The organism is Streptomyces sp. CB02058, from assembly GCF_001905505.1.
In the GTDB taxonomy this organism is placed as follows: domain Bacteria; phylum Actinomycetota; class Actinomycetes; order Streptomycetales; family Streptomycetaceae; genus Streptomyces.
Genome location: NZ_LIPG01000007.1, coordinates 461,745 through 485,131, shown reverse-complemented (window position 1 = coordinate 485,131; position 23,387 = coordinate 461,745). Strand labels below are relative to the sequence as shown.

The window sequence follows — 23,387 nt, the reverse complement described above, 5'->3', positions numbered from 1 at the left end:
CCCGCCTCACGACGTGTCGCGACGAACGAGTTGAACGTGTTCAACTCGTCTCGCGCTGAGCATAGAGGGCGACTTGAACGCGTTCAAGTCGCCCGGTTCGGTCGAGGAATCGGACAAATAATGGCAGAGTGGCGCACATGGATGATCGGGTAGCGGGTGCCCTGTCACTCCCGGACGACTGGCCCGCCCACCCGGACCTCAGCCTCGCCCTGAACCGAATGGGCAGCTTCGACTGGGATCTGGACAGCGGTCTCATGCACATGGATGAGGCCGCCCTCGACGTGTTCGACCTGCGCCCCGACGAATACGACGGCCGGCCTGCGACGCTCGCCCAGCGGGTGCCCGCGGACGAGGGGATCCGCCTCGACGACATGGTCTCGCAGGCGCTGAAGAGCGGCCGCAGCAACTACGGCGCCTACTTCCGCAGGACGCGGCGGGACGGCGGCCTGCGCTGGACGCACACCCAGGGGTTCATCCGCCGCGACGGCACGGGGCGGCCCTGCCGCATCATCGGCATCATCCGTGACGCCACCCAGGAGCTCGCCGAGTCCACCGCCCGCCGCACCGTGGACGAGGAACGACGGCGCCGCACCAGCCTGGTCGAGGGCACCACGGCCGCCCTGGCGCACGCGCGCACCGTGAAGGATGTCACCGAGGTGCTGAAGAGCTCCCGGGGCCTCGCCCATCTCGGTGCCACCAGCCTCGTCATGGGCCTGCTGGAGTCCGGGCGCATCCATCTGGTCGCCGACGGACCCGAAGGGGCCTTCGTCCAGGGCACCCGCTACACGCGGGTCGACGAGCCCTACCCGATGAGCGAGGTGATCCGCACGCTCGCACCCCGCTTCATCGAGAGCGCGGAGGACTTCGCGGCCTCGTACCCCATTCTGTGGCCCCACATCAGCCACCTCGGCATCACCGCCGCCGCCTACATGCCGCTGATCGCCCAGGCGCGCCCGATCGGCGCGCTCGGGCTGCTCTACGGCAACAAGGCGGGCTTCACCAGCGACGAACGCAACCTGCTGGTGGCCCTGGGGAGCTCGATCGCGCAGAGCCTCCAGCGGGCGATGCTCTACGAGCAGGAGCACGATCTCGCCGAGGGGCTCCAGCAGGCGATGCTGCCCCGCCGGATTCCCGAGGTGCCCGGTGCCCAGGTCGCCGTCCGCTACCGCTCGGCGAAGCTCGGCCGGGACATCGGCGGCGACTGGTACGACATCATCGCGCTGCCCGGCGGCCGTGTCGGCGCGGTCATCGGCGACGTACAGGGGCACGACACCCACGCGGCGGCCGTCATGGGCCAGCTCAGGATCGTGCTGCGGGCGTACGCGGCCGAGGGGCACAGTCCGGCCACGGTCATGGCCCGGGCCTCCGTCTTCCTGCACGAGCTCGACACCGACCGCTTCGCGACCTGCACCTACGCCGAGGCCGACCTGACCACCGGAGTAGTGCAGCTGGTCAGGGCGGGGCACGTCGATCCGGCCCTGCGCGACGTCGACGGGAGCTGCCGCAAACTGCCCGTCGACGGCGGGATGCCCCTCGGTCTCTCGGCGGAGTTCGGGCAGCTCGAATACCCGGTCAGCACCGTCGACCTGGACCCCGGCCAGACGCTGATCCTCTACACCGACGGCATGGTGGAGCTGCCGGGCACCGACCTCGACGACGGCATGCGACTGCTGGCCTCGACCGTGCGGGACGGGCCCGAGGACCTCCAGAAGCTCGCCGAGCGGCTCTGCGAGGTCGTCGACGAGCGCGGCGGCGAGGACGACATGGCCGTACTGCTGCTGCGCCGCAACGCCGCCCACGCCCCGCACCCGGGCGGCCGGCTCCAGCAGCACGTCGCGCAGAACGACCCGGAGGCGCTGACCTCCGCCCGCCACATGATCCGGGCGGCGGTGCGCGCCTGGGGGGCCAGGGACCGGGCCGACGAGGTCGAACTCGCCGCCGACGAGCTGATCACCAACGCGCTGATGCACACCGACGGCGGAGCCATCGTCACCATCCGGGTGCTCACCGGACCCGACCGGCGCCTGCGGGTCGATGTCGAGGACCGCTCCAGCGCGCTGCCGCGCCGCAGGGAGGCCGGGGAGTCCGGCGTCTCCGGCCGCGGGCTCATGCTCGTCGACCGACTGGCCGATGTCTGGGGTGTGGAATCCCGGGGGACCGGCAAGTGCGTGTGGTGTGAGTTCTTCATCGCGGAGCGCCGGTAGCGGTTCGGACCGGTAGCGCCCCTTTCGAGACGGCGCGAGACTGTAACAGTACGTAACATGTCCATGCTTGACCGTAACCGGCGCGGAGGGATTGACTTCGATTCCGCCGTTCCGTTGTCGATGACGCGAGGCCCCGTTGAGTACCGAGCTTCTGGCACCTCTTGATCTGGCTTTCTGGCACCTCGAATCCGATGCCCATCCGATGCACCTCGGCGCGCTCGCCGTCTTCGAACCGGCTCCCGGCGTGACCTCGCGCGAACTGCTCGACCTGCTCGGCGCCCGTGCCGCCGCCATTCCCCGGCTGCGGATGCGGGTGCGCGACGTCCTGCTGCCCGTGGGCGGCGCGGCATGGTTCACCGACAAGGACTTCGACGTGCACCGGCACGTCAAGCGGGTCGTGCTCGCCGAGGGCGACTTCATGGCGGAGGCGACCCGGCTCGCCGGAGAACTCATGGAGCAGCCGCTCGGGCGGGGGCTGCCGCCCTGGCAGATGTACCTCCTCGACAGCGCGGGCGGCGGCCCGTTCGCCGTTCTCGTGAAGCTGCACCACGCGCTCGCCGACGGGATGCGGGCCGTCGCCATCGGCGCCGGCATCTTCGACCAGATCGCCTCCGCGGGCGCCGGCCGGGGCCAGGTGCGCCGGCGGGCGCCCGTGCCGCCCCGCTCCTGGCTGCCCGGCCCGTACGAGGCGGCCGGCATGGCCCTCGACCGGCTCGGTGACGTCGGAAGGGCCCTGGGGGTCGGCGCCTCCGTCGTGCGCGCGAGCCGCCTCGACCTGCGCGCCGGCACAGCCCTGACCGCGCGCTCCAGCGGCACCCGCCGGCTGGCCACCGCCGAGCTCGACGCCGAGGCGGTGCAGCGCATCCGGCGTGCCGAGGGCGGCACGGCCAACGACGTCCTCCTCGCCGTGGTCGCCGGTGCCCTGCGCCGCTGGATGCTCGAACGCGGCGAGTCGCTGCCCGGCGCCGATCCGCGCGCCCTCGTCCCCGTGTCCCGGCGCAGGCCCGGTGGCGCCGCCACCGGCAACAAGCTCTCCGGCTACCTCCTCGGGCTCCCCGTCGGTGAACCCGACGCCCGCGAACGGCTCCGCCTGGTGCGCACGGGCATGGACCGCAACAAGGCGGCCGGGCCGCTGCGCGGCGCCGGGGCCGTCGCCGTGCTGGCGGACCAGCTGCCCGCGCTGGCCCACCGGTTCGGAGCGCCGCTGGCAGGGAACGCGGCCCGGATGCTCTTCGACATCCTGGTCACCAGCGTGCCCCTGCCCCGCTCCGCGCTCTCGCTCGGCGGCTGCCCGCTCCGCGCCGTCTACCCCATGGCGCCGCTGGCCCGCGGGCAGGCCCTGGCCGTGGCCCTGTCCACCTACGGCGGGCGCGTACAGGTCGGACTGGTGGCCGACGGCAAGGCGTTGCCCGATCTCGACCAGCTGGCCTCCGCGGTCCACGAAGAACTCCACGAGCTGCACACACTCCTGCCCACGGTCCCCGCTCCCGCGTGACGGTCAATCACCCGGAGAGTGTTGACGGGCCCGATTGATCCGATGAATAGTCCTGTACGGAACAGAGCAGACCATCAGGACGACCGTCGGGAGCGGCAAGGGCATGCGGCGCATCAGGCTCGGACACAGCGCGGTCGAGATCACCGAACTCTCCTTCGGGGCCGCGGCCATCGGCAACCTCTTCTCCGAGGTCGATCCCGGGCAGGCGGCCGCAGCCGTGGACGCCGCGTGGGACGAGGGCGTGCGCTACTTCGACACCGCACCGCACTACGGGCTCGGTCTCTCCGAACGCCGCCTCGGAGAGGCACTGCGCCACCGGCCGCGGGACGAGTACACGGTGTCCACGAAGGCCGGGCGCCTGCTCGACCCCCTCGCTCCCGAGGCGTCGGCCGCCCGGCACGGGCTCTCCGACGGATTCGCCGTACCGCACACCCACCGCCGCCGCTGGGACTTCAGCGCCGACGGCATCCGCCGCAGCGTCGAGGAGAGCCTCGTCCGTCTCGGGCTCGACCGTGTCGACGTCGTCTACCTCCACGACCCCGACGAGCACGGCGAAGCGGCCTTCCGCGAGGGCTATCCGGCGCTGGAGGAGTTGCGCGCCGAAGGCATGGTCGGGGCCATCGGCGCGGGCATGAACCAGACCGCCATGCTCACCCGCTTCCTCCGCGAGACCGATGTCGACGCCGTCCTGTGCGCCGGCCGTTTCACCCTCCTCGACCGGAGCGCCCTCGACGCACTCCTGCCGGAGGCCGCCGCCAGGGGCCGCAGTGTCGTCGTCGGGGGAGTCTTCAACTCCGGGCTGCTCGCCGACCCACGACCCGGCGCGACCTACGACTACGCGGAGGCGCCCGCGGACCTTCTCGACCGCGCCCTGCGCATCCGGGCCGTCGCCGAAGGACACGGCGTCCCGCTGCGCGCGGCCGCCCTGCACTACCCGCTCCGCCACCCCGCCGTCGCCGGGGTCCTGGTCGGCACCCGCTCCCCGGAGGAGGTGCGGGACGCGGCCGCCCGGCTCCGCACGCCCATCCCGGACGCGCTCTGGGACGACCTGCGGTCCGAAGGGCTCCTGTGACATGACACAGCGGCTGCCCGTCATCGACGCCCACCACCATGTGTGGGACCTCGCGGTGCGCGACCAGGAATGGATCACCGGCGAGGAACTCGCCCCCATCCGCCGCACCTTCACCCTCGCCGACCTCGAACCCGAGGCCCGCGCCGCCGGAGTGGTCGCCACCGTCCTCGTCCAGACCGTCACCGTCGCCGAGGAGACCCCCGAATTCCTCGCGCTCGCCGACGGCAGCGCCCTCGTCGCGGGCGTCGTCGGCTGGACCGACCTGACCGCGCCGGACGTCGCGGACACCCTCGCCGCGCTCCGCGCGCTGCCCGGCGGCGACCGGCTCGTCGGAATCCGCCACCAGGTCCAGGGCGAACCCGATCCCGAGTGGCTCCTGCGCCCCGACGTGCGGCGGGGGCTGCGGGCCGTCGCCGACGCCGGCCTCGTCTACGACCTGATCGTCCGGCCGCACCAGCTGCCCGCCGCTGTCCGCGCCGCCGCACTGCTGCCAGGACTCACCTTCGTGCTCGATCACGCGGGCAAACCACCGGTGGCGAGCGGGAGCACGCACCCCTGGGCCGACGGACTGCGGGCGCTCGCGGCGCTGCCCAACACCGTCTGCAAACTCTCCGGACTGGTCACCGAGGCCGACCACCGCTCCTGGACCCTCGACGACCTGCGCCCGTACGCCGAGACGGTCATCGAGGCCTTCGGACCCGGCCGGCTGATGTTCGGCTCCGACTGGCCGGTGTGCGGGCTCGCCGCCCCGTACGCCGACGTCCTCGGCGCGGCACGCGAGCTGACCGGCCGGCTGACGGAGGACGAACAGCGCTCCGTCCTCGCGGCCACCGCGCGGCGCGTCTACGGCCTGCGGGGACCCGCCGTCTGAACACCCGTGCCGCGCGTCCGCCCGGCCGGTGCGGCAGGCTGGAGTCATGCCCGAACTGCCGGAAGTCGAAGCCCTGCGGGACTTCCTCGACGACCACCTGGTCGGCAAGGAGATCGCCCGGGTGCTCCCGCTCGCGATCAGCGTCCTGAAGACGTACGACCCCCCGCTCACGGACCTGGCGGGAACCACCGTGACCGCCGTGGGCAGGCACGGAAAGTTCCTCGACATCACCGCCGGGGAACTCCATCTGCTCATCCACCTCGCGCGGGCCGGCTGGCTGCAGTGGAAGGACAGCTTTCCGGCGACCACCCCGCGGCCGGGCAAGGGGCCGCTCGCCCTGCGGACGGTCCTCGCCGGAGGGGACGGCTTCGATCTGACCGAGATGGGCACCACCAAGCGCCTCGCCGTCCATCTGGTCCATGATCCGGCGGACGTGCCCGGGGTGGCGCGCCTCGGCCCCGACCCGCTCGCCGACTCCTTCGACCGGTACGCCTTCGCCATGCTGCTGGGCGGGGAACGCAGGCAGATCAAGGGCGCCCTGCGCGACCAGTCGCTGATCGCGGGCATCGGCAACGCCTACAGCGACGAGATCCTGCACGTCGCGAAGATGTCCCCGTTCAAGCTCACCACCAGCCTCGGCGACAACGACATCACCCACCTGTACAACGCGATGCGCACCACGCTCCAGGACGCCGTCGAACGCTCGAAGGGCGTCGCGGCGGGCCGCCTCAAAGCGGAGAAGAAGAGCAGCATGCGGGTCCACGGCCGCACCGGGCAGCCCTGCCCGGTGTGCGGCGACACCGTGCTTGAGGTGTCGTTCAGCGACTCCTCGCTCCAGTACTGTCCCACCTGCCAGACCGGGGGCAAGCCGCTCGCCGACCGTCGGATGTCCCGGCTGCTGAAGTAGCGGCCCCGGTCACCGCCGCCACGGGAACGCCCGGTGGGCGCCCCCGGGCGGCAGGAGCCGGACGTACGCCGCCAGATGCTCCACCACCTCGCCGAACTCGCGCACCCGCACCACGCACGCGGAACACTCCGACAGATGCCGCTCGAAACGGCATGCGTCGGCCTGCCCGAGGACCCCGAGCGCATAGGCTCCGGCATCGACGTGAGGTTCGATCGCGCGCATGCACTCAGGTACGCGACGAACCCGTGAATCACTCACGCCATCACCCCGGGAATGCACCTAAACTCCGGCCTCATGCTGCGCGTACTCGCCGTCGACGACGAAGAACCCGCCCTGGAGGAACTCCTCTACCTCCTGCGGGCCGATCCCCGTATCCGCAGCGCCGAGGGAGCCACCGGCGCCACCGAGGCGCTGCGCAGGATAGGCGGTGCCGTCGACGCGGGGCCCGACGACCCTTCGGCGATCGACGTCGTGTTCCTGGACATCCACATGGCGGGGCTGACCGGACTGGACGTCGCCCAGCTGCTGGCCGGGTTCGCGGCACCCCCGCTCATCGTCTTCGTCACCGCCCACGAGGGCTTCGCCGTGCACGCCTTCGACCTCAAGGCCGTCGACTACGTGCTCAAGCCGGTGCGCCGTGAGCGCCTCGCCGAAGCCGTACGCCGGGTCGCCGAACAGGTCGGCGAACGCTCCGCGTCCGTCCACGACGCCGCGGCCGACCAGGTCGCCGTCGAACTGGGTGGCGTGATCCGCTTCGTCCCGGTCGACGACATCGCGTACGCCGAGGCGCAGGGCGACTACGCCCGGCTGCACACCGCGACCGGCAGCCATCTCGTCCGCGTCCCGCTCACCACCCTGGAGGAGCGCTGGCGCTCCCGGGGCTTCGTGCGCATCCACCGCCGCCATCTCGTCGCGCTGAACCGGATCGACGAACTACGGCTCGACGCGGGCAGCATGAGCGTGCGCATCGGGGAGGCGGAGCTGGCCGTGAGCCGCCGCCACACCCGCGCCCTGCGCGACCTCCTGATGCGGCAGACCGGCCGCTGACCTGGCCCTACCGGGGAAGACCCCTTCCCAGCCGGACCCCGCGCCGCCTACACTCCGGGCCCATGTCCGCAGAGAGCACGCCCCGGCGCGAAGTGGTCACGGGCGAGCCCCGGCGGGTGCGTCCACTGCCCCGCTACCGCGCCCAGTCCGAGATCGACGAACAGACCGCGCTCGGCGGCGCGTACGTACGCTCACTGATGCGCAGCCAGCTCCGCGCGGGGCTCACCACCTTCGCCGTGCTCGCACTCGTCGCGGGCACCCTGCCGCTGGTCTTCGAGGCGCTGCACAGCAACACGGTCGTCTGGGCGGTGCTCGGCTTCGCCACCTACCCGCCGCTCACCCTGGCGGCCTGGTGGTACGTCCGCCGCGCCGAACGCAACGAGCGCGACTTCGCCCGGCTCGTGGAAGGCCTCCCGTCACCGTGAGCCTCCCCGGCCACCCGGCAGCGGTGGCGGCGGTCGCCCTCGTCGTCATCGCCACCGTCCTCGTCGGCGGCTTCGGGCTGCGGATTTCCCGTACCACCTCCGACTTCTACGTCGCCTCGCGCACCGTGCGGCCACGGCTCAACGCCGCGGCGATCAGCGGCGAGTACCTCTCCGCCGCGTCCTTCCTCGGCATCGCGGGCCTCGTCCTCGTGCACGGCCCCGACATGCTCTGGTACCCGGTCGGCTACACCGCCGGATACCTCGTGCTGCTGGTGTTCGTCGCCGCCCCGCTGCGCCGCTCGGGGGCGTACACCCTGCCCGACTTCGCGGAGGGGCGCCTCGAATCACGCCAGGTGCGCCGGCTGGTCAGTGTGTTCGTCGTCGGCGCCGGCTGGGTGTACCTCGTGCCGCAGCTCCAGGGAGCCGGCCTCACACTGAAGATCCTCACCGGGGCGCCGGGCTGGCTCGGCGATGTGCTCGTCGCCTCCGTCGTGGTGGTGGCCGTCGCCGCGGGCGGCATGCGCTCGATCACCTTCGTGCAGGTGTTCCAGTACTGGCTGAAGCTCACCGCGCTGCTGGTGCCCGCGATCTTCCTGGTCCTGGCCTGGCAGGGCGACGGGCGCCCCCGCGTCAGCTTCGACGAGCAGATCTCCGTCTTCCGCGCCGACCATCCGCTCTACGCGACGTACGGACTGATCGTGGCGACCTTCCTCGGCACGATGGGCCTGCCCCATGTCGTGGTCCGCTTCTACACGAGCCCCAACGGCCGCGACGCCCGCCGCACCACCGTCGCCGTACTCGCCCTGATCGGCCTGTTCTACCTGCTGCCGCCGGTGTACGGGGCACTGGGGCGGCTGTACGCGCCCGAGCTCATCCACGGCGGGGACGCGGACGCCGCCGTACTGCTGCTGCCGGCCCGGGTGATCGGCGGCCTCGGCGGCGATCTGCTGGGAGCGCTCCTCGCGGGCGGCGCCTTCGCCGCGTTCCTGTCGACGGCGTCCGGGCTCACCATGGCCGTCGCCGGAGTCATCACCCAGGACGTCCTGCCCTCGCGGGGCGTACGCCACTTCCGGCTGGCCACCGTCCTCGCCATCGCGGTGCCGCTGGCCGGCTCGCTGGTCGTCAGCCGGGTGCCCGTCGCCGACGCGGTCGGGATGGCGTTCGCCGTCTCCGCCTCGTCCTTCTGCCCGCTGCTCGTCCTCGGCATCTGGTGGCGCGGGCTCACCCCGCCGGGCGCGATCGCCGGGCTGCTCCTCGGCGGCGGCTCCGCGCTGCTGTCCGTGGCCATCACCGTCAGCGGCGCGGTACGCCCGCCGGGCTGGCCGCACGCCCTGCTGGCCTGGCCCGCCGTCTGGTCCGTGCCGGTCGGCTTCCTCGCCATGATCCTGGTCTCGCTGGCCACCCCGGGGCGGATACCGCCGGGCACCAACGCTGCCATGACCCGCTTCCATCTTCCGGAGGCGCTGACCTCGGGGCGGGGACGATGACCGGGGCCGGGTTCGCCGCCATCGCCGTGCTCGCCCTGCTGCTCCTCGGGACCGGCTTCCTCCTCGGCCGCACCGCCCGCCCCGTACGCACCAGCGATGTGGGCACACCCGTCGAACACGCCACGTTCGAGACGCTGCACACCGCCTCCCTCGCCGCGCCCCCGCTGCGCGCCGGGCTCACCGAGGAGAGCGCGCGCCGGTCGGCACGCGGGCTGCGCTCGCTGCTCGGCACCGACGCCCTGTGCCTCACCGACCGTGAGCGGGTGCTGGTCTGGGACGGCGAGGGCGACCACCACGGCAAGGACGTGATGCACCAGGTCGAGGGCCTCCTGGCCAGCGGCAGGGACACCGCCTTCCACAGCGACTGCGGCGACCTCGACTGCCCGCTGCGCTGGGCCGTCGCCGTGCCGCTGACGGTCGACCACCGGGTGCTCGGCACGCTCGTCGCCTACGCGCCACGGGAGTCGGCGGTGCTGGCCAGGGCGGCGGGGGAGGTGGCCCGCTGGGTCTGCGTACAGCTCGAACTGGCCGAACTCGACCGCTCCCGCACCCAGCTCATCGAGGCCGAGATCAAGGCGCTGCGCGCCCAGATCTCCCCCCACTTCATCTTCAACTCACTCGCGGCCATCGCCTCGTTCGTCCGGACGGACCCGGAGCGGGCTCGTGAACTGCTGCTGGAATTCGCCGACTTCACCCGGTACTCGTTCCGCAGGCACGGCGAGTTCACCACGCTGGCCGACGAACTGCACTCCATCGACCAGTATCTGGCCCTGGTGCGGGCCCGCTTCGGTGAGCGGCTCTCGGTGACGCTCCAGGTCGCCCCGGAGGTACTGCCCGTCGCGCTGCCGTTCCTCTGCCTCCAGCCCCTGGTCGAGAACGCCGTCAAGCACGGCCTGGAGGGGGCCGTCACCCTGGCTCCCCGGGATCTCGGCTCCGTGCGCGCCGGGGAGGCCCCGATCCGCATCACGATCAGCGCCCTGGACGCGGGCGCGGAGGCCGAGGTCGTCATCGAGGACGACGGTGCCGGGATGGAGCCCGAGCGCCTGAGGCAGATCCTGCGCGGCGAGGGAGGTGCCTCCTCCGGCATCGGCCTGCTCAACGTCGACGAGCGGCTGCGCCAGGTGTACGGCGACGACTACGGGCTGGTCATCGAGACGGGCGTCGGCGCGGGCATGAAGATCACCCTGAGGCTGCCCAAGTACCGTGCGGGCGTGCACGGTTCCTGACGGCGCGGGCCATGCGCCCGGTGCCGGGCGGGGGCCGGCTCAGTACAGATGGACCGCCAGGTGCCCCAGCGGCAGCCCCAGCTGCCACGCCGGGGTCCACACCTGCGCCTCGCCCTCCTCCTCGTCGCCCACCGGCTCCCACGGCTGCGGGCCGATCGCGTCGAGGTCCGCCGCCAGCAGTTCGGTCTCCTCCAGCCACCGCCAGGCGGCCCGCGCCAGCGCGAGGTCGGGATCGTCGAGCCCGGCCGGTGTGGTCGGCCGCTCCAGCGCCTCCAGACGTGCGCAGACCCACCGTCTCCAGGGCGCCCCGTACGCCGTGAGGAGGCGCAGCTCGTCCACCCGGGCGGCGGGCAGCTCATCGGCCACCGCCCCGTCGGAGAGGAAGATCGTCAGGGCCAGCGCATCGCGCCCCGCCCGGTACTCCAGGGTCGTCGGCTCCATCAGGTCGCCGGTCACCAGTACTTCGTCGGCGATGTACTCGGAGTACATCCATGCCATCGGGACCAGCAGCCCGCCCCCACCGGTTCCGTCGTGATGTTCGGGACGCATCCCGTCTCGCCTCTTCTCTCGACTCGGTACCGGGCTACACGCAGCATTGAACCGGGGGCACGCGCCCCGCGTGGGCAGAAGGGCAGGATCCGTCGGGAGATTCGAGGTGCGATGAGCGTCGACCGCGGTGACGACCCGCACGTGCGGCAGCTGCTGGGCGCGTACGTGCTCGACGCCCTGGACGCGGACGAGAGCGGTCTCGTCGCTCGGCATCTCCAGCGGTGCGGGGCATGTGCCGCCGCCTACATGGAGGTGGCGGACGCGGTGTCCCTGCTCGCACTGCTGAGCGCGGACGACCTGCTGGAGTAGCCGGGCAGGCTACGCGAGAGCAGCCTCAGGGCGTAGTAGGAACGGGACTTGACGGTCCCGGCGGGTATGCCCAGGGTCCGAGCGGTCTCGCCGACGCTGAGTCCCCGGAAGTAGATCTGCACGAGCACCGCCCGGTGCTCGGGGCTGAGCGTCCTGACGGCCTCGCGCACATCGAGGGCGTGGACGGCCGAGTCCGCGGTGTCCTCGTGGGCCGGGGCGCTCTCCAGGACCACGTCACTGACCTCCGCCGGACGGGCCTGGCGCGACCTGCGCGCGTCGATGGCCAGGCGCCGGGCGACGGTGAAGAGCCACGGCCGCATCGAGTCGTACGGGGCGTCGAACGCCTCCGGGTGGAGCCAGGCGCGCACCAGCGTCTCCTGGAGCAGGTCCTCGGCCCGCTGCCGGTCGCCGAACGTCAGACCCAGCAGGAAGTGGAACAGCGCGGGTCCGTGGTCGCGCTGGAGCTCCGCGAGGGTCCGCTCATCGGTTGTCGCAGTGGTCATCGTGAACGTCCTTTCCCGAAGAGGCATCTGACGCCTCGCTCCCGCCTGGCGTATACGAACGCATCGCGGCGCGGGGGAACAGCCGGTGCACCGAGGTGTGCGTTGAGCGGTCGCACGGAGCGGCGAGTGGTGCGGTGAACGGTCGGCGGACATCGATACGGCCGATTCAGGTACTTGGTCGCTTTTGTTCTTGACTCATCAGTATGAATATATGTGTAGTCGGATGGCCGAAATCATCCGAACTGGGAGTCGTGCCGATGACGCAGCGCATCCGGACGGGCGCGGCGATCGCCGTCGCCGGTCTGCTCGCCACCGCAACAGCCTGTACCGGCCATTCGTCCACGACCCCCGGATTCGCCGGGCGGCAGCTCTCCGCCGAGCAGGGAGTGCACGGGGCGGGCGCCGGGGCGGCGAAGGACAGGCGCACCTTCACCCTGCTGGCATCGGGCGACATCCTGCCCCACGCACCGGTCATCGACCGCGCGGCGGCGGACGCCGACGGCAAGGGCTATGACTTCCGCCCGATGCTCAAGGGCGCGGCCCCGGCGGTGTCGGGTGCGGACCTGGCCATCTGCCACATGGAGACGGTGTACGGGCAGGAGGGCGGCCCCTACACGGGCTATCCGTCCTTCAAGTCGCCGCCGGAGGTGGCGACGGCTCTGCGGGCCACCGGCTTCGACTCCTGCTCGACGGCCTCCAACCACAGCCTGGACGACGGCGCCTCCGGCATCGCCCGCACCCTCGACGCACTGGACCGCGCGGGCGTCGCGCACGCCGGATCGGCCCGCACCGCCGAGGAGGCGTCCCGTCCCACCCTGCTCAAGGCGGGCAAGGGCAAGGACGCGGCCGAGGTCGCCCACCTCGCCTACACCTACGGAACCAACGACCTGCCACTGCCTGCCGGACAGCCCTGGGCGGTCAACCTGATCGACAGGGACCGCATCGTGGCGGATGCCAGGGCCGCCCGCGAGGCGGGAGCCGACGTGGTCGTGGTCTCCCTGCACTGGGGCACCGAATGGCAGGACGCGCCCGACGATGTACAGCTTCGACTGGGCCGCCAACTCACCGCCTCGGGCAACGGCGAACGCCCCGACATCGACCTGATCCTCGGCACCCACGCCCATGTCCCGCAGGCGTACGAGAAGGTCAACGGTACCTGGATCGTCTACGGCATGGGCAACCAGATCGCCGGCTCCATGATCAACCACGACGGGGCCCGGGACCCGCGGGCGAGTGAGAGCTCGATGGGCCGCTTCACCTTCGCTCCGCCCGCGAAACCCGGGCAGCGCTGGACGGTGAAGAAGGCCGAATTCCTTCCGCAGTGGTTCGACACGGAGAAGGGCCGCGTCATCGGCCTCGGCTCCACGAGGGCGGACGGCGACAGCCGCCTGCGCGAGATCCGCGACCGTATCGGCACGGTCGTGCTCAGCCGTGGCGCCGCACAGGACGGCCTGACCGCCGGCAGGTGACGACGGCCGGGCGGCAGTCGGGCCGGGCCGCCCGGCGGGCGGCCGCAGGGCCCCGGGACGACGCCGGGCGGCCGCAGGGCCGGACTGGGGCACCACGGCGGGCGGGGCGGCCGCAGGGCTACGGCACGACGGTGACCGGCCAGCGTCCCGCCTTCACCAGCCGGACCGCCACGGAACCGATGAAGCGGTGCCCGGCGGACTCCGAGGCGCCCACCACCACGGCGTCGGCCTTCAGCTCGTCCGCCGCCGTCACCAGCCCGTTGTACGGATCGCCGTGGAACGTGTGGAACTCCCAGCGGACGTTCCATATGTCCTTGAGCCGCTCCGTCGCCGTCCGGATCTCGTTCACCAGACCCTCGGCCACCTCCCCGGTCGTATCGGCGACCGGGGCTCCCAGAGCGACGCCCGCCGACATCACCGGCTGCACGTAGACCAGGGCGAGCATCGCGTTCTGGCGGCGGGCGAGGCCCGCCGCGTACGCCGCTGCCCGCATCGAGGACTCCGAGCCGTCGATGCCCGCGACGATCACCTTGGGGCCGTCGGTGCCGCGCTCGAACCGGTGGTGTTGCTGGTCAGTCACGGCCATGAGGGTAGCCGCTCCTGCGGGCCGCCCCCCTGGCGCCCTCCCCGCCGCCGTCGATCTCCCCTCCGGATCGGCGCCGGCACTCGTTCCATCGGGTGCAAAACGTCCCGTCCGCGGTGTCGGCGGCGGGTGCGGCCGGAAGTCCGTGCGAGCAGTTGGTCATGAAGCATGATCAGATTCCGATGGACCGACGCACCCTGCTGCGGGTCGGCCTCGCGCTGGGGGCCGCCGCCACCGTGCACATGATCGCGGCGGATCCGGCCGGCACTCCCGTGCGTCCCGGCGGAGAGCCGCCGGAGCCGGCGCCCGCCGCCGGTCCTCAGGCGGCGGCCCAGGCCGGTCCCGGCTCCTACCGGCTGCGTCCCATGACCTCGACGACCCCGCCCCGCTTCAGCCCCGCCCCGCCCCCCGTCCGCACCAGGCCCTTCGAGGAGCTCCCCGAACTGGGCGACGACGCCATGGTGCTCACCTTCGACGACGGACCCGACCCGCGGTACACCCCGGACATCCTGGCCACGCTGCGTGAGTACGACGTCCGGGCGATGTTCTTCGTTTGCGGCGAGATGGTGGCGGACAACCGTGACCTGCTGCGCGAGATGGCGGACGACGGCCACGTGGTCGGCAACCACTCCTGGTCGCATCCCCTGATCCCGAAGCTCTCCCGGGGCGGGATCCGCGACGAACTGGGCAGTACCAGCGAGGTGATCGAGAAGACGCTGGGTTCCCCGCCGCTCTGGTACAGGGCCCCGTACGGCGCCTGGAACCGCAACTCCTTCGAGATCGGTGCCGCGATGGGCATGGAGCCGATGGCCTGGACCGTCGACACCCTCGACTGGACCACGCCGGGCACCGACACCATCGTCCGCCGGGTCAAGAAGGGCGCGGCGCCCGGCGTCGTGGTGCTGTCGCACGATGCGGGCGGCGACCGCTCCCAGAGCGTGGCCGCCCTGCGGCGGTATCTGCCCGCGCTCATCAAGAAGGGCTACCGCCCGACCGTGCCGTTCCGCGGCTGACGCCGCGCGAGGTGTTCGTACCGGCTATCGCGTCTCGATCAGCCGGGCGAAGACCACGACGTTGCCGTCGTAGCCGTTGGCCTTCGAGTAGCCCCCGCCGCAGGTGATGACCCGCAGTTCGGCGTGGCCCGTGTCGCCGTACACCAGGGCGCCGGGGAAGTCGTTCTTGGAGAAGACCTCGACGCCGTAGACCTCGAACACGGCGGTCCGGTTGTCGTAGCGGGACACCTCGATCTGCTGGCCCTTGGTCAGGGAGCCCAGTCCGTAGAACACCGCGGGACCGGACAGGTTGTCCACGTGGCCGACCACCACGGCGGTGCCGCGCTGGCCGGGGGCGATGCCGTTCTGGTACCAGCCGGCGAGGTTCGGATCCTGGGCGGGCGGCGCCTCGATCCAGCCCGCCGGGTCCAGGTTCACGTCGATGACGGGCGCGTCGACCTGGATCGAGGGGATCTGGACGCGCGACGCGGGGGCGTACGCGAGCGGCTGCACCGGCTCCGCGTCGGCCGGCGCGGAAACCGCCATGTCGCGCGGGCCGGCCACCGAGGCCGCGGCGGCCGGCTGCGGCGGCCCGGGGGAGGTCTCCACGCCGTTGCGCATGAGCGCGAGCCCCGTGAGCATCACCAGGGCGATCGCGCCCCATGGTGTGCGTCTGCTCCGCTGCGCGCCCCACTGGTCCCGGCCCATGGTTCTCCCTTCGTCGCGACATCGCCACGCTAGGCGCGGCTCCGGGCGGCGGCGATCAGGGAAGAGCGAACGGGTGGCGGCCGACCGGGCGCCGAGGGCGCCGAGTTCTCTTCGGAGTAATGAGCGGATAAAAGTTCTGACGGTCCGTGACCTGCGGGTCCGTCAGATCCGTGTATCGCCTGACGGCGTGTCGGCTCACCGGGGTGGAGCAGTGTCGAAGTGCGACAATCGGCATATCTGGTGAGGGTTCGTCATGGGATGCGTACTCGTCGAATGATCCCGGGGAACAGGACTCCGGGGCGCTTCCCGCTGGAGGTTCAACGATGCGTGCTTCACGCACTCTCGCGGTGACCGCGACCGCGTTCGCGGCGGTCGGCCTCGCTGCGCCGCTCGCGGTCGCCGGTGGCGGCCCGGGCAGCAACCCGAGCAACGTACCGACGAATGTCACCGTCAACCCGTCCTCGGTCCACCAGGGCGCCACGATGCAGGTCAGCGCAGAGGGCTGCGGCCGCTCCGGCGGCAAGGTGTGGTCGAACGCCTTCCCGACGGTGAACCTCTCGCCGGGCCGGGTCGGCTACGCCACGGCGCACATCAGGGACGACGCGACGCCCGGGCAGTACAGCCTGTCCGTGCGGTGCAACGACAGCGACAACAACTTCGGTGGCGGCAACGGCGGTGACGGCGGCCAGGGCGGCAACGGCGGCGACCGCGGTCAGGGCGGCAACGGCGGCGACCGGGGCCAGGGCGGCCAGGGCGGTAACGGCGGCCAGGGTGGCAACGGCGGCCAGGGTGGCAACGGTGGCGGCCAGGGTGGCCAGGGCGGCAACGGTGGTCAGGGTGGCAACGGTGGCAACGGCGACCCGGTCGCCACGGCCCGCTTCACCGTGCTCCCCTCCCGCGGCGCGCAGGGCGGCCTCGGCGGTTCGATGGGCCCCAGCTCCGTCGAGATGCAGGTCGGTGGCGGCCTCGTCGCAGCCGCTGCTGTCGGTGGCGCCGTCTTCATCGTCCGTCGCCGGATGAGCAATGCGGCGATCTGACGCGTCCAGCCTCCCGTCCGGCCCGATACGCCCGTCGCCCCGAGTCCTGTGGATCAGGACCCGGGGCGACTGCCGTGTGCCGGAACGTGGTGGCCGGTTCTCAGTGCTGACGGCTGGTGCGCCTCTTGCGCAGGGCGTAGAAGGCTCCGGCCGCCGCGACCGTCACGAGTGCTGAACCCGCCGCGATCTCCGCGGGGTCCATGGTGTCCACGCTGCCGCCGAGGCCACCCAGCACACCGCTGGGGGAAGCCGTGGAGCTGGTGGTGGGCGCGGTGGTGGGAGTGGCCGTGGGCGAACTGGTGGCAGCGCTGGTGATGGTCAGGTTCGCCGACCGGGTGGTGGTGCCGCAGCGGAAGGTGACCTCGTAGACGGCACCCCGTCGGGCGTCCGAGTCGACGGTGGCCGTGGCCGACCTGCCGCTCGGGATGGTGGTGGTGTCGAACACGCCCGAGAACGCGGTCGCGTCGGTGGTGCACCCCACGGCGCCGAGGGTGACCTGTCCTCCCGGGGCGACCGTCGACGGGGTGATGGTCGGCGTGAACGAGGTGGACGTGCCGCCGTCGGGCGCGAGGGCCGATGCGGTGGGGGCCATCAGAAGGCAGGCGGTGGCGCCCAGCAGGGCGACGGGTGCGACACGTATCGCGCGCATGGTGAATCCTCCGGGTCCCGAGGAGCAGCCGCGGAACGGATTTCCGCTAGGGGTAGGACATGCACCTCGATGACCGAAACGCTAGAAGTGCCGCATATCACCCGCGATCGGGGTCAGGCGAATGGGGCAGCCATGTCCCCCGGCCGGCGCACCGGCCGGGGGAGAGGCAGGGGGCCGTGGCCGTGCCCCCTACCCCCCTGTGGCGTGCGGGAACAGATCGACGAACGGGGCCGTCGTCGCCGAGATGCCCCGGCCGAAAGGAGCGTCGAAGTCCCAGATCAGGAAGAGCAGGAACGCGATCAGCACGCTGAAGAGGCCCGCCAGCAGCAGTTCGCGGAACGTTCTGCGGATCTGGAGCGTGAAGATCAGCCCGACCGTGACCACGGCGCCCGTGATCAGTCCGAACCAGACCACCCCGGGCATCGTCGCGCCCGCGTTCTGCCCGCGTGACCCGCGTGCGTCGTCGACGGCGGCCACCTGGTCCACCAGCGGCTGATAGGCCTGCCCCTCGTGGTCCGTCTTCGGTACGTACTGCGTGACGTCGGCCCGCACCTTGTCGAGCAGTCTGGTGCCCTCCTCGGTGAGGCTGCCGTGGTCCGTCATCGACCTCCACTCGTCGCCCACGACATGGGCCACGTACGCGTCGACGTCAGCGCGGATCCGGTCGCGGACCTCGACGGGATAGACGGCCGACCGCGCGCTCACCTCGTGCAGTGCCTGCGCCTCCAGGCGTACGGACTCCTGGGCTGCGCTGCGCCCCTCCCAGACGCCCGCGATGGCCAGGCCGAGCACGATCGCGTACACCACGCCGATCATCATCGTCATGTACTCGATGACGTCGGGTGTCTCGGAGGGATCGTCGTCCTCTGCGATCCGGCGGTTGCTGAGGACGGCGATCGTCAGGACGACGGCGCATGCCGACGCCATGGCAATGGTGAGTACAAGCCATTCGGACATGGGTTCCCTTCATGGGTCAGCGGGAGGAGCGGGGTCGCAGCACGGCCACGGCGAACACGGCGGGCGCGGTGATCAGAAGGGTGAGCGAGACCAGGGACGGTCCCGACCGGGGTGCCTTGCGGGGCGGCTTCCGATAGGCCGGGAGCGCCACGGGTGACGGGGCGGGTGGAGTGGGACGCGCCGTGGTCCGCGTCGGCGAGGGCTTCGGTTCGGGTGGTGCGGGGGCGGGCGGCGGAGGAGGAGGCGGGATGGAGGGCGGCGGAGGGGGCGGAGGCGGTGGCGGGGGAGGCGGTGGAGGAGGCGGGGGTGGTGGAGGCGGCGGGGGCGGAGGAGGTGGTGGCGGCTCCGGCTCCGGTTCGGGCTCGGCGATGACCGCACCGCACCGCCCCTCGCCCGCCACGGCGATGGACGAGCCGCCGTCCCCCTGCCCGATGGAGGCGACCGCGCAGTCGTCACCGCCCGCCGCCGGAAGAGGGACGGCGAGCAGCAGGAGCAGGGTGGCGGCCGTCAGCCGCCAGATGCGTGATCCGTACACGCCGGGGAGCATGTTCCCCCCGGCCGCCGGACACGCGGACGGCGGAGCTGATTCCCCTGATGGTGGGGACATCGGGCGATTCGCGTTTGCGCCCGCCGAAACTTTTCGGCGTCATGTTGAACATCCGGACCCATGCCGCCCGTACCTAGGGCCGACAGCGACGCGGGCCCGCGTCACGAACGGCAGCAGGACGACGGGAGTCGACATGAATACCTGGCGCAACGCCTCGCTCGCGGTGACGGCGCTGGCCCTGGTGGCACTGACGACGGCGTGCGGTCAGGAGAAGGGCAGCGCGTCCCCCAACGGCCAGGCCGTGGGCAACGCGGCCCCCGCGCAGCAGCCGGCCGACAGCGGTTACGGCTCGGACGGTGCCTACGGATCCGGTGCGAGCACCGCCCCGAAGGAGGCCGGACAGCTCGCGGTGTGGGACAGCAAGGAGCTGGGCAAGGTGCTCACCGACGGCGAGGGCTTCACGCTCTACCGCTTCGACAAGGACACCGCGGACCCACCCGCGTCGAATTGCGAGGGCGACTGCGCGAAGACCTGGCCCGTGGTGTCCGCGGGGAACGCGAAGGCCGCCGCGGGGACCGACGCCTCCCTGCTCTCCAAGGTGACCAGGGACGACGGCACGGAACAGCTGACCGTCGGTGGCTGGCCTGTCTACCGCTATGCCCAGGACACCGAACCGGGTGAGGCCAAGGGGCAGGGCGTCGGCGGGACATGGTTCGCCGCCGCTCCGGACGGAAAGAAAGCCGCGGTGAACGCGGACGAGCCCTCGGGCGGTGAGCAGGCCGAAGCCGCCGGACTTTCGGTCCGCAAGGATCCGGAACTCGGAGACATCGTCGTCGACAAGCGCGGCATGACGGTTTACCGCTTCAAGAAGGACTCGGCCTGGCCGATGAAGTCGGCGTGCACGGGAGACTGTCTCAAGAAGTGGCCCGTCGTCAGCCCCGTGCAGAAGAATGACGTCGAGGGCGTCACCACGAAGGGATTTGTCACCTTCAGCCGGCCCGACGGGATCAAGCAGCAGTCGCTCGACTGCTGGCCCCTCTACACCTTCTCCGGCGACACGCGGCCGGGAGACACCAACGGCCAAGGCGTCGGGGGGACATGGTACGCGGTCACACCCGACGCGAAGCTTGCCGGAGCCTCCAAGTAGAGCCGGGAAACGCCCGCGGTACCGGTCCGTCGCCGCATGTTCACACGCAGCGACGGACCTGCCGCGCATGCCTCCGGTGTGTGACCAATAACGGATCTCTAATTTCCGTTTCCACTCGCTCTCCTGGCGGTCGATCAGTAGCCTCTGGTCAACACTGACCATGAACATGGCCGGACCGCCGTGGCGACTTGTTGGAGACATCGATGGAGCGTCCCGCCTGGGCACCGAAGGGCATCGACATCTCGATGCCGAGCGTGTCTCGTATGTATGACTTCTATCTGGGCGGATCGCACAATTTCGAGGTGGACCGGGAAGCGGCCCGCAAGGCCATGGAGTTCATGCCGGGCCTGCCGAAGGTCATGCAGGCCAATCGGGCCTTTATGCGGCGGGCGGTGCAGTACGCCACCACTTCGGGCGTCAATCAGTTCCTGGACATAGGCTCCGGCATACCGACCTTCGGCAATGTCCACGAAGTCGCCCAGGCGGCCGATCCGGAGGCGAGGATCGCCTACGTCGACCACGACCCGGTCGCGGTCGCACACAGTCAGGCGGTCCTCGAAGGCAACGAACGGGCCGTCATCGCCGCCGCCGACCTCCGCAAGCCGCGCGAGATCCTGGACCACCCCGAGATCACGGGCCTCCTCGATCTGGACAAGCCGGTGGCGCTGCTCCTGGTGGCGGTGCTCCACTTCCTCGAGGACGCGGACGATCCGTACGGGGCGGTCACCGAGCTCCGCGAGGCGCTGGCCCCCGGCAGCCTGCTGATCCTGACCCACGCCTCGTACGAGGGCATTCCGCTTCCCCAGGAGGAGGCGGGCGGGACGGTCGGCGTCTACCGCGACATCCGCAGTCCGCTGATCATGCGTTCGCGCGCGGAGATCAGCCGCTTCTTCGAGGGGTACGAGATGGTCGAGCCCGGCCTCGTCGCGATGCCCGAGTGGCGTCCCGAGTCGCCGGAGACACTCGCGCAGGAGGACCCCTTCACCTACTCGGGCTTCGCCGGGGTTGGGCGCACGGCGTGAGCATTCCCGCCCAGTCGTCCGGCGCGCCGGACGCGGAACCCGACGGCCCCGAGGGCCGGCTCCGGAGATTCGCCACCATCTGGAGCCGGGCGATCTTCCCCTCCACGGCCACCTCCATGACCCGCCCCGAGTTCGAGGAGCATCTGCTCCCGCTGGCCCGTGAACTCAGCACCATCCTGCACGCCCGGGTCTTCGACGCGGCGCCCGCGCACCGCGTCGGCTCCGCGCTCGTCGCGGCACACTGCACCGATCCCGACGCCCTGAGCTCCACACTCGGCGTCGTCGACTCCTATCTGGTGCTCTACTGCGGTGGCAACGGACCGGTGGAGCTGCCGACCGAGGACAGCAGGGCGCGCTGCGCGCGGATCCAGCACTCGCTCGCCGGGGGCTTCACCCAGGCACTGCGCGAGCGCACGCTCGCCGAGCAGGAGGCCATCGCCCGCTCGGCGCTGACCGCCCGTTCGAACGCGGAGCAGGCGCTGCACGCGACCGAGGCGCGCTTCCGTGCCGTGTTCAAGGACGCCGCCATCGGCATCGGGATCGCCGACCTCGACGGCAACATCCTGGAGATCAACGACACCCTCACCCGGATGTTCGGCGGCCTGGAGCACCACGTCCGCAGCCACAAGGTGAACGAATGGGTCCACCCCGAGGACTCACCGAACGTCTGGAAGTACTACGACGAGCTGGTACGCGGCGACCGCGAGCACTACAGCGTCGAGAAGCCGTACTACCGCAACGACGGAACAGTGCTCTGGACCAACCTCACCGTGTCACTGCTGCGGGACTCGGAGGGCCGTCCCGAGTACCAGCTGGCGCTCATGGAGGACACCACCGAGCGGCGGCTGCTCAACCTGCGGCTGCGCTACGAGGCCACCCACGACGCGCTCACGGGCCTGCCCAACAGGACGCTGTTCTTCGAGCGCCTGGAGAAGGCCCTCGCGCCGAGGGACGGCATGCGCTTCGGGCTCTGCTACCTCGACCTGGACGGCTTCAAGGCGATCAACGACAGCCTGGGCCACGCGGCGGGGGACAGGCTCCTGGTGGAGGTCGCCGACCGCCTGCAGAGCTGCGCCACCGCGCCCGGCGAGATGGTCGCCCGGCTCGGCGGCGACGAGTTCGTGGCCCTGACGACCGGGCCCGGCACCCAGGAGGAGGTCCACGAACTGGCCGGGCGCATCCTCTCGGCGCTCGCCACCCCGGTGCGCCTCGACGGCCGGGAGCTGACCGTGCGCGGATCGGTCGGCGTCGTCGAAGGGCCCTCGGGCGAGCGCACCGCCGCCGAGGTGCTGCGCAGCGCCGACATCACGATGTACCGGGCCAAGGCGGCGGGCGGGAACCGCTTCGCCCTCGCCGACGCCGAGGCCGACGCCCGCGCCATCACCCGCCACGGGCTGACCACGGCGCTGCCCGCGGCGCTGGACCGGGGCGAGTTCTTCATCGAGTACCAGCCGCTCGTGCACCTCGGAGACGGCAGCGTGCACGGAGCGGAGGCGCTGGTGCGCTGGTGCCACCCGCAGCACGGTGTGCTGGGCCCCGACCGGTTCATCCCCCTCGCGGAGCACACCGGGCTGATCGTGCCGCTCGGCCGCTGGGTGCTGGAGGAGTCCGTACGGCAGGCGAACTTCTGGCAGGAGCGTCACACCGACGGTGGCCCGCTGCGGATCAACGTCAACCTCTCGCCGACCCAGCTGCACCACCCGAACCTGGTCGCGGAGACCGTGGACGTGCTGGAGCGCTCCGGCCTGGAACCGGGCGCGCTCTGCCTGGAGGTCACCGAGTCCGCGCTGATCGGCGCCGACGACGATCTGCTGAAGCCGTTGCGCCAGCTTGCCGAGATGGGCGTCGACATCGCGCTCGACGACTTCGGCACCGGCTACTCGAACCTGGCGAACCTGCGCCGTCTGCCGGTGAGCGTGCTCAAGCTGGATCGTTCTTTCACCCAGGGCATGCAGCACCACCCGGCCGACCCGGTCGACCTGAAGATCGTCGAGGGCATCGTCTCGCTCGCCCACAGCCTGGACCTCGCGGTCACGGTGGAGGGAGTGGAGACCGGCGCCCAGGCCGAGCAGCTGAGGCAGCTCGGCTGCGACACCGCCCAGGGCTGGTACTACGCCCGGCCGGGCGCCCCGGACCGCATCCACGCGCTGGTCCTGGCGGACGCGGTCTGACGGCTCGTGC

24 protein-coding genes are annotated in these 23,387 nt (G+C 71.7%); 16 read left to right on the top strand and 8 right to left on the bottom strand.

Annotated features, from left to right (window positions below; all coding sequences use genetic code 11):
- Positions 1–137: 137 nt before the first annotated feature.
- The 5 genes from AMK10_RS33000 to AMK10_RS32980 all read left to right on the top strand — a co-directional run bounded on the left by AMK10_RS33000 (position 138) and on the right by AMK10_RS32980 (position 6,549).
- Entirely contained in the window at positions 138–2,204 is a 2,067-nt protein-coding gene (locus AMK10_RS33000; RefSeq protein WP_073752735.1) for a SpoIIE family protein phosphatase, read from the top strand.
- A gap of 136 nt (positions 2,205–2,340) precedes the next feature.
- Positions 2,341–3,699, top strand: a complete 1,359-nt coding sequence (locus AMK10_RS32995; protein ID WP_073752732.1) for a wax ester/triacylglycerol synthase family O-acyltransferase — start codon at positions 2,341–2,343, stop codon at positions 3,697–3,699.
- Between the two features lie 103 nt (positions 3,700–3,802).
- Positions 3,803–4,771 (top strand): aldo/keto reductase, encoded by a 969-nt coding sequence (locus AMK10_RS32990; RefSeq protein WP_073752730.1) that lies wholly within the window; start codon positions 3,803–3,805, stop codon positions 4,769–4,771.
- A gap of 1 nt (position 4,772) precedes the next feature.
- Entirely contained in the window at positions 4,773–5,642 is an 870-nt protein-coding gene (locus tag AMK10_RS32985; protein WP_073752728.1) for an amidohydrolase family protein, read from the top strand.
- A 46-nt stretch (positions 5,643–5,688) separates the two neighbouring features.
- Positions 5,689–6,549, top strand: coding sequence for an Fpg/Nei family DNA glycosylase (locus tag AMK10_RS32980; RefSeq protein WP_073752726.1), 861 nt, complete (start codon positions 5,689–5,691; stop codon positions 6,547–6,549).
- Positions 6,550–6,558: 9 nt separating this feature from the next.
- Here AMK10_RS32980 and AMK10_RS38820 read toward each other — a convergent pair whose 3' ends face one another.
- Complete coding sequence (locus AMK10_RS38820; RefSeq protein WP_073752724.1) at positions 6,559–6,771, bottom strand: zf-HC2 domain-containing protein; 213 nt, start codon at positions 6,769–6,771, stop codon at positions 6,559–6,561.
- A 72-nt stretch (positions 6,772–6,843) separates the two neighbouring features.
- On the opposite strand from AMK10_RS38820, the gene AMK10_RS32970 reads away from it, so the two are divergent.
- The 4 genes from AMK10_RS32970 (at position 6,844) to AMK10_RS32955 (ending at position 10,734) form a co-directional block, all read left to right on the top strand.
- Positions 6,844–7,596: a LytR/AlgR family response regulator transcription factor gene (locus tag AMK10_RS32970; protein WP_073752722.1), complete on the top strand. Its 753-nt coding sequence runs from the start codon at positions 6,844–6,846 to the stop codon at positions 7,594–7,596.
- A gap of 62 nt (positions 7,597–7,658) precedes the next feature.
- Entirely contained in the window at positions 7,659–8,021 is a 363-nt protein-coding gene (locus tag AMK10_RS32965) for a hypothetical protein (protein WP_073752720.1), read from the top strand.
- Complete coding sequence (locus AMK10_RS32960; RefSeq protein WP_073752718.1) at positions 8,018–9,508, top strand: sodium/solute symporter; 1,491 nt, start codon at positions 8,018–8,020, stop codon at positions 9,506–9,508. Before AMK10_RS32965 ends, AMK10_RS32960 begins: the two co-directional genes overlap by 4 nt.
- Positions 9,505–10,734, top strand: a complete 1,230-nt coding sequence (locus AMK10_RS32955) for a sensor histidine kinase (RefSeq protein WP_073752716.1) — start codon at positions 9,505–9,507, stop codon at positions 10,732–10,734. Before AMK10_RS32960 ends, AMK10_RS32955 begins: the two co-directional genes overlap by 4 nt.
- 39 nt (positions 10,735–10,773) lie before the next feature.
- Here AMK10_RS32955 and AMK10_RS32950 read toward each other — a convergent pair whose 3' ends face one another.
- A complete protein-coding gene (locus AMK10_RS32950; protein ID WP_073752714.1) occupies positions 10,774–11,283 on the bottom strand; it encodes a hypothetical protein in 510 nt (169 codons plus the stop codon).
- A gap of 111 nt (positions 11,284–11,394) precedes the next feature.
- Here AMK10_RS32950 and AMK10_RS32945 point away from each other — a divergent pair, with 111 nt between their 5' ends.
- Positions 11,395–11,592, top strand: a complete 198-nt coding sequence (locus AMK10_RS32945) for a zf-HC2 domain-containing protein (RefSeq protein ID WP_073752712.1) — start codon at positions 11,395–11,397, stop codon at positions 11,590–11,592.
- Here AMK10_RS32945 and AMK10_RS32940 read toward each other — a convergent pair.
- Positions 11,526–12,095 (bottom strand): sigma-70 family RNA polymerase sigma factor, encoded by a 570-nt coding sequence (locus AMK10_RS32940; protein WP_073752710.1) that lies wholly within the window; start codon positions 12,093–12,095, stop codon positions 11,526–11,528. The two genes, AMK10_RS32945 and AMK10_RS32940, sit on opposite strands and share 67 nt — an antisense overlap.
- Before the next feature lie 257 nt (positions 12,096–12,352).
- Between AMK10_RS32940 and AMK10_RS32935 the strand changes: the two genes are divergently transcribed.
- Positions 12,353–13,564 carry a CapA family protein gene (locus AMK10_RS32935; protein ID WP_073752708.1) on the top strand — a complete coding sequence of 404 codons (1,212 nt, stop codon included), beginning with the start codon at positions 12,353–12,355 and terminating at the stop codon, positions 13,562–13,564.
- 118 nt (positions 13,565–13,682) lie between these two features.
- Here the strand turns inward: AMK10_RS32935 and AMK10_RS32930 are convergent, their stop codons facing one another.
- Positions 13,683–14,144 (bottom strand): universal stress protein, encoded by a 462-nt coding sequence (locus tag AMK10_RS32930; RefSeq protein ID WP_073752961.1) that lies wholly within the window; start codon positions 14,142–14,144, stop codon positions 13,683–13,685.
- Between the two features lie 164 nt (positions 14,145–14,308).
- Between AMK10_RS32930 and AMK10_RS32925 the strand changes: the two genes are divergently transcribed.
- Positions 14,309–15,160, top strand: coding sequence for a polysaccharide deacetylase family protein (locus AMK10_RS32925; RefSeq protein ID WP_073752706.1), 852 nt, complete (start codon positions 14,309–14,311; stop codon positions 15,158–15,160).
- 24 nt (positions 15,161–15,184) lie between these two features.
- On the opposite strand, the gene AMK10_RS32920 is transcribed toward AMK10_RS32925, so the two are convergent.
- Positions 15,185–15,847, bottom strand: coding sequence for a class F sortase (locus AMK10_RS32920; RefSeq protein ID WP_073752704.1), 663 nt, complete (start codon positions 15,845–15,847; stop codon positions 15,185–15,187).
- A gap of 323 nt (positions 15,848–16,170) precedes the next feature.
- On the opposite strand from AMK10_RS32920, the gene AMK10_RS38815 reads away from it, so the two are divergent.
- Positions 16,171–16,884, top strand: coding sequence for a hypothetical protein (locus AMK10_RS38815; protein WP_073752702.1), 714 nt, complete (start codon positions 16,171–16,173; stop codon positions 16,882–16,884).
- Between the two features lie 100 nt (positions 16,885–16,984).
- Here the strand turns inward: AMK10_RS38815 and AMK10_RS32910 are convergent, their stop codons facing one another.
- The 3 genes from AMK10_RS32910 to AMK10_RS37855 form a co-directional block, all read right to left on the bottom strand.
- Positions 16,985–17,533, bottom strand: a complete 549-nt coding sequence (locus AMK10_RS32910; protein ID WP_073752700.1) for a hypothetical protein — start codon at positions 17,531–17,533, stop codon at positions 16,985–16,987.
- 189 nt (positions 17,534–17,722) lie between these two features.
- Positions 17,723–18,490 carry a bestrophin-like domain gene (locus AMK10_RS32905; protein WP_073752698.1) on the bottom strand — a complete coding sequence of 256 codons (768 nt, stop codon included), beginning with the start codon at positions 18,488–18,490 and terminating at the stop codon, positions 17,723–17,725.
- 16 nt (positions 18,491–18,506) lie between these two features.
- Positions 18,507–19,025 (bottom strand): hypothetical protein, encoded by a 519-nt coding sequence (locus AMK10_RS37855; RefSeq protein WP_198959849.1) that lies wholly within the window; start codon positions 19,023–19,025, stop codon positions 18,507–18,509.
- Between the two features lie 205 nt (positions 19,026–19,230).
- Here AMK10_RS37855 and AMK10_RS32895 point away from each other — a divergent pair, with 205 nt between their 5' ends.
- From AMK10_RS32895 to AMK10_RS32885, 3 genes are all read left to right on the top strand, one after another.
- Positions 19,231–20,184 carry an SCO0930 family lipoprotein gene (locus AMK10_RS32895; RefSeq protein ID WP_073752696.1) on the top strand — a complete coding sequence of 318 codons (954 nt, stop codon included), beginning with the start codon at positions 19,231–19,233 and terminating at the stop codon, positions 20,182–20,184.
- Between the two features lie 203 nt (positions 20,185–20,387).
- Complete coding sequence (locus AMK10_RS32890; RefSeq protein ID WP_073752695.1) at positions 20,388–21,206, top strand: SAM-dependent methyltransferase; 819 nt, start codon at positions 20,388–20,390, stop codon at positions 21,204–21,206.
- Entirely contained in the window at positions 21,203–23,377 is a 2,175-nt protein-coding gene (locus AMK10_RS32885) for a putative bifunctional diguanylate cyclase/phosphodiesterase (RefSeq protein ID WP_073752694.1), read from the top strand. Before AMK10_RS32890 ends, AMK10_RS32885 begins: the two co-directional genes overlap by 4 nt.
- The last annotated feature ends 10 nt before the right edge of the window (positions 23,378–23,387 follow it).

What these genes read in the sequence shown, in the direction of transcription:
- AMK10_RS32970 (WP_073752722.1), top strand. Translation starts at nt 6,844, where the DNA reads ATGCTGCGCGTACTCGCCGTCGACGACGAAGAACCCGCCCTGGAGGAA.
- AMK10_RS33000 (WP_073752735.1), top strand. Translation starts at nt 138, where the DNA reads ATGGATGATCGGGTAGCGGGTGCCCTGTCACTCCCGGACGACTGGCCC.
- AMK10_RS32905 (WP_073752698.1), bottom strand. Translation starts at nt 18,490, where the DNA reads ATGTCCGAATGGCTTGTACTCACCATTGCCATGGCGTCGGCATGCGCC.
- AMK10_RS32985 (WP_073752728.1), top strand. Translation starts at nt 4,773, where the DNA reads ATGACACAGCGGCTGCCCGTCATCGACGCCCACCACCATGTGTGGGAC.
- AMK10_RS32950 (WP_073752714.1), bottom strand. Translation starts at nt 11,283, where the DNA reads ATGCGTCCCGAACATCACGACGGAACCGGTGGGGGCGGGCTGCTGGTC.
- AMK10_RS32955 (WP_073752716.1), top strand. Translation starts at nt 9,505, where the DNA reads ATGACCGGGGCCGGGTTCGCCGCCATCGCCGTGCTCGCCCTGCTGCTC.
- AMK10_RS32920 (WP_073752704.1), bottom strand. Translation starts at nt 15,847, where the DNA reads ATGGGCCGGGACCAGTGGGGCGCGCAGCGGAGCAGACGCACACCATGG.
- AMK10_RS38815 (WP_073752702.1), top strand. Translation starts at nt 16,171, where the DNA reads ATGCGTGCTTCACGCACTCTCGCGGTGACCGCGACCGCGTTCGCGGCG.
- AMK10_RS32890 (WP_073752695.1), top strand. Translation starts at nt 20,388, where the DNA reads ATGGAGCGTCCCGCCTGGGCACCGAAGGGCATCGACATCTCGATGCCG.
- AMK10_RS32935 (WP_073752708.1), top strand. Translation starts at nt 12,353, where the DNA reads ATGACGCAGCGCATCCGGACGGGCGCGGCGATCGCCGTCGCCGGTCTG.
- AMK10_RS32945 (WP_073752712.1), top strand. Translation starts at nt 11,395, where the DNA reads ATGAGCGTCGACCGCGGTGACGACCCGCACGTGCGGCAGCTGCTGGGC.
- AMK10_RS32990 (WP_073752730.1), top strand. Translation starts at nt 3,803, where the DNA reads ATGCGGCGCATCAGGCTCGGACACAGCGCGGTCGAGATCACCGAACTC.
- AMK10_RS32965 (WP_073752720.1), top strand. Translation starts at nt 7,659, where the DNA reads ATGTCCGCAGAGAGCACGCCCCGGCGCGAAGTGGTCACGGGCGAGCCC.
- AMK10_RS32980 (WP_073752726.1), top strand. Translation starts at nt 5,689, where the DNA reads ATGCCCGAACTGCCGGAAGTCGAAGCCCTGCGGGACTTCCTCGACGAC.
- AMK10_RS32910 (WP_073752700.1), bottom strand. Translation starts at nt 17,533, where the DNA reads ATGCGCGCGATACGTGTCGCACCCGTCGCCCTGCTGGGCGCCACCGCC.
- AMK10_RS32925 (WP_073752706.1), top strand. Translation starts at nt 14,309, where the DNA reads ATGAAGCATGATCAGATTCCGATGGACCGACGCACCCTGCTGCGGGTC.
- AMK10_RS38820 (WP_073752724.1), bottom strand. Translation starts at nt 6,771, where the DNA reads ATGCGCGCGATCGAACCTCACGTCGATGCCGGAGCCTATGCGCTCGGG.
- AMK10_RS32895 (WP_073752696.1), top strand. Translation starts at nt 19,231, where the DNA reads ATGAATACCTGGCGCAACGCCTCGCTCGCGGTGACGGCGCTGGCCCTG.
- AMK10_RS32940 (WP_073752710.1), bottom strand. Translation starts at nt 12,095, where the DNA reads ATGACCACTGCGACAACCGATGAGCGGACCCTCGCGGAGCTCCAGCGC.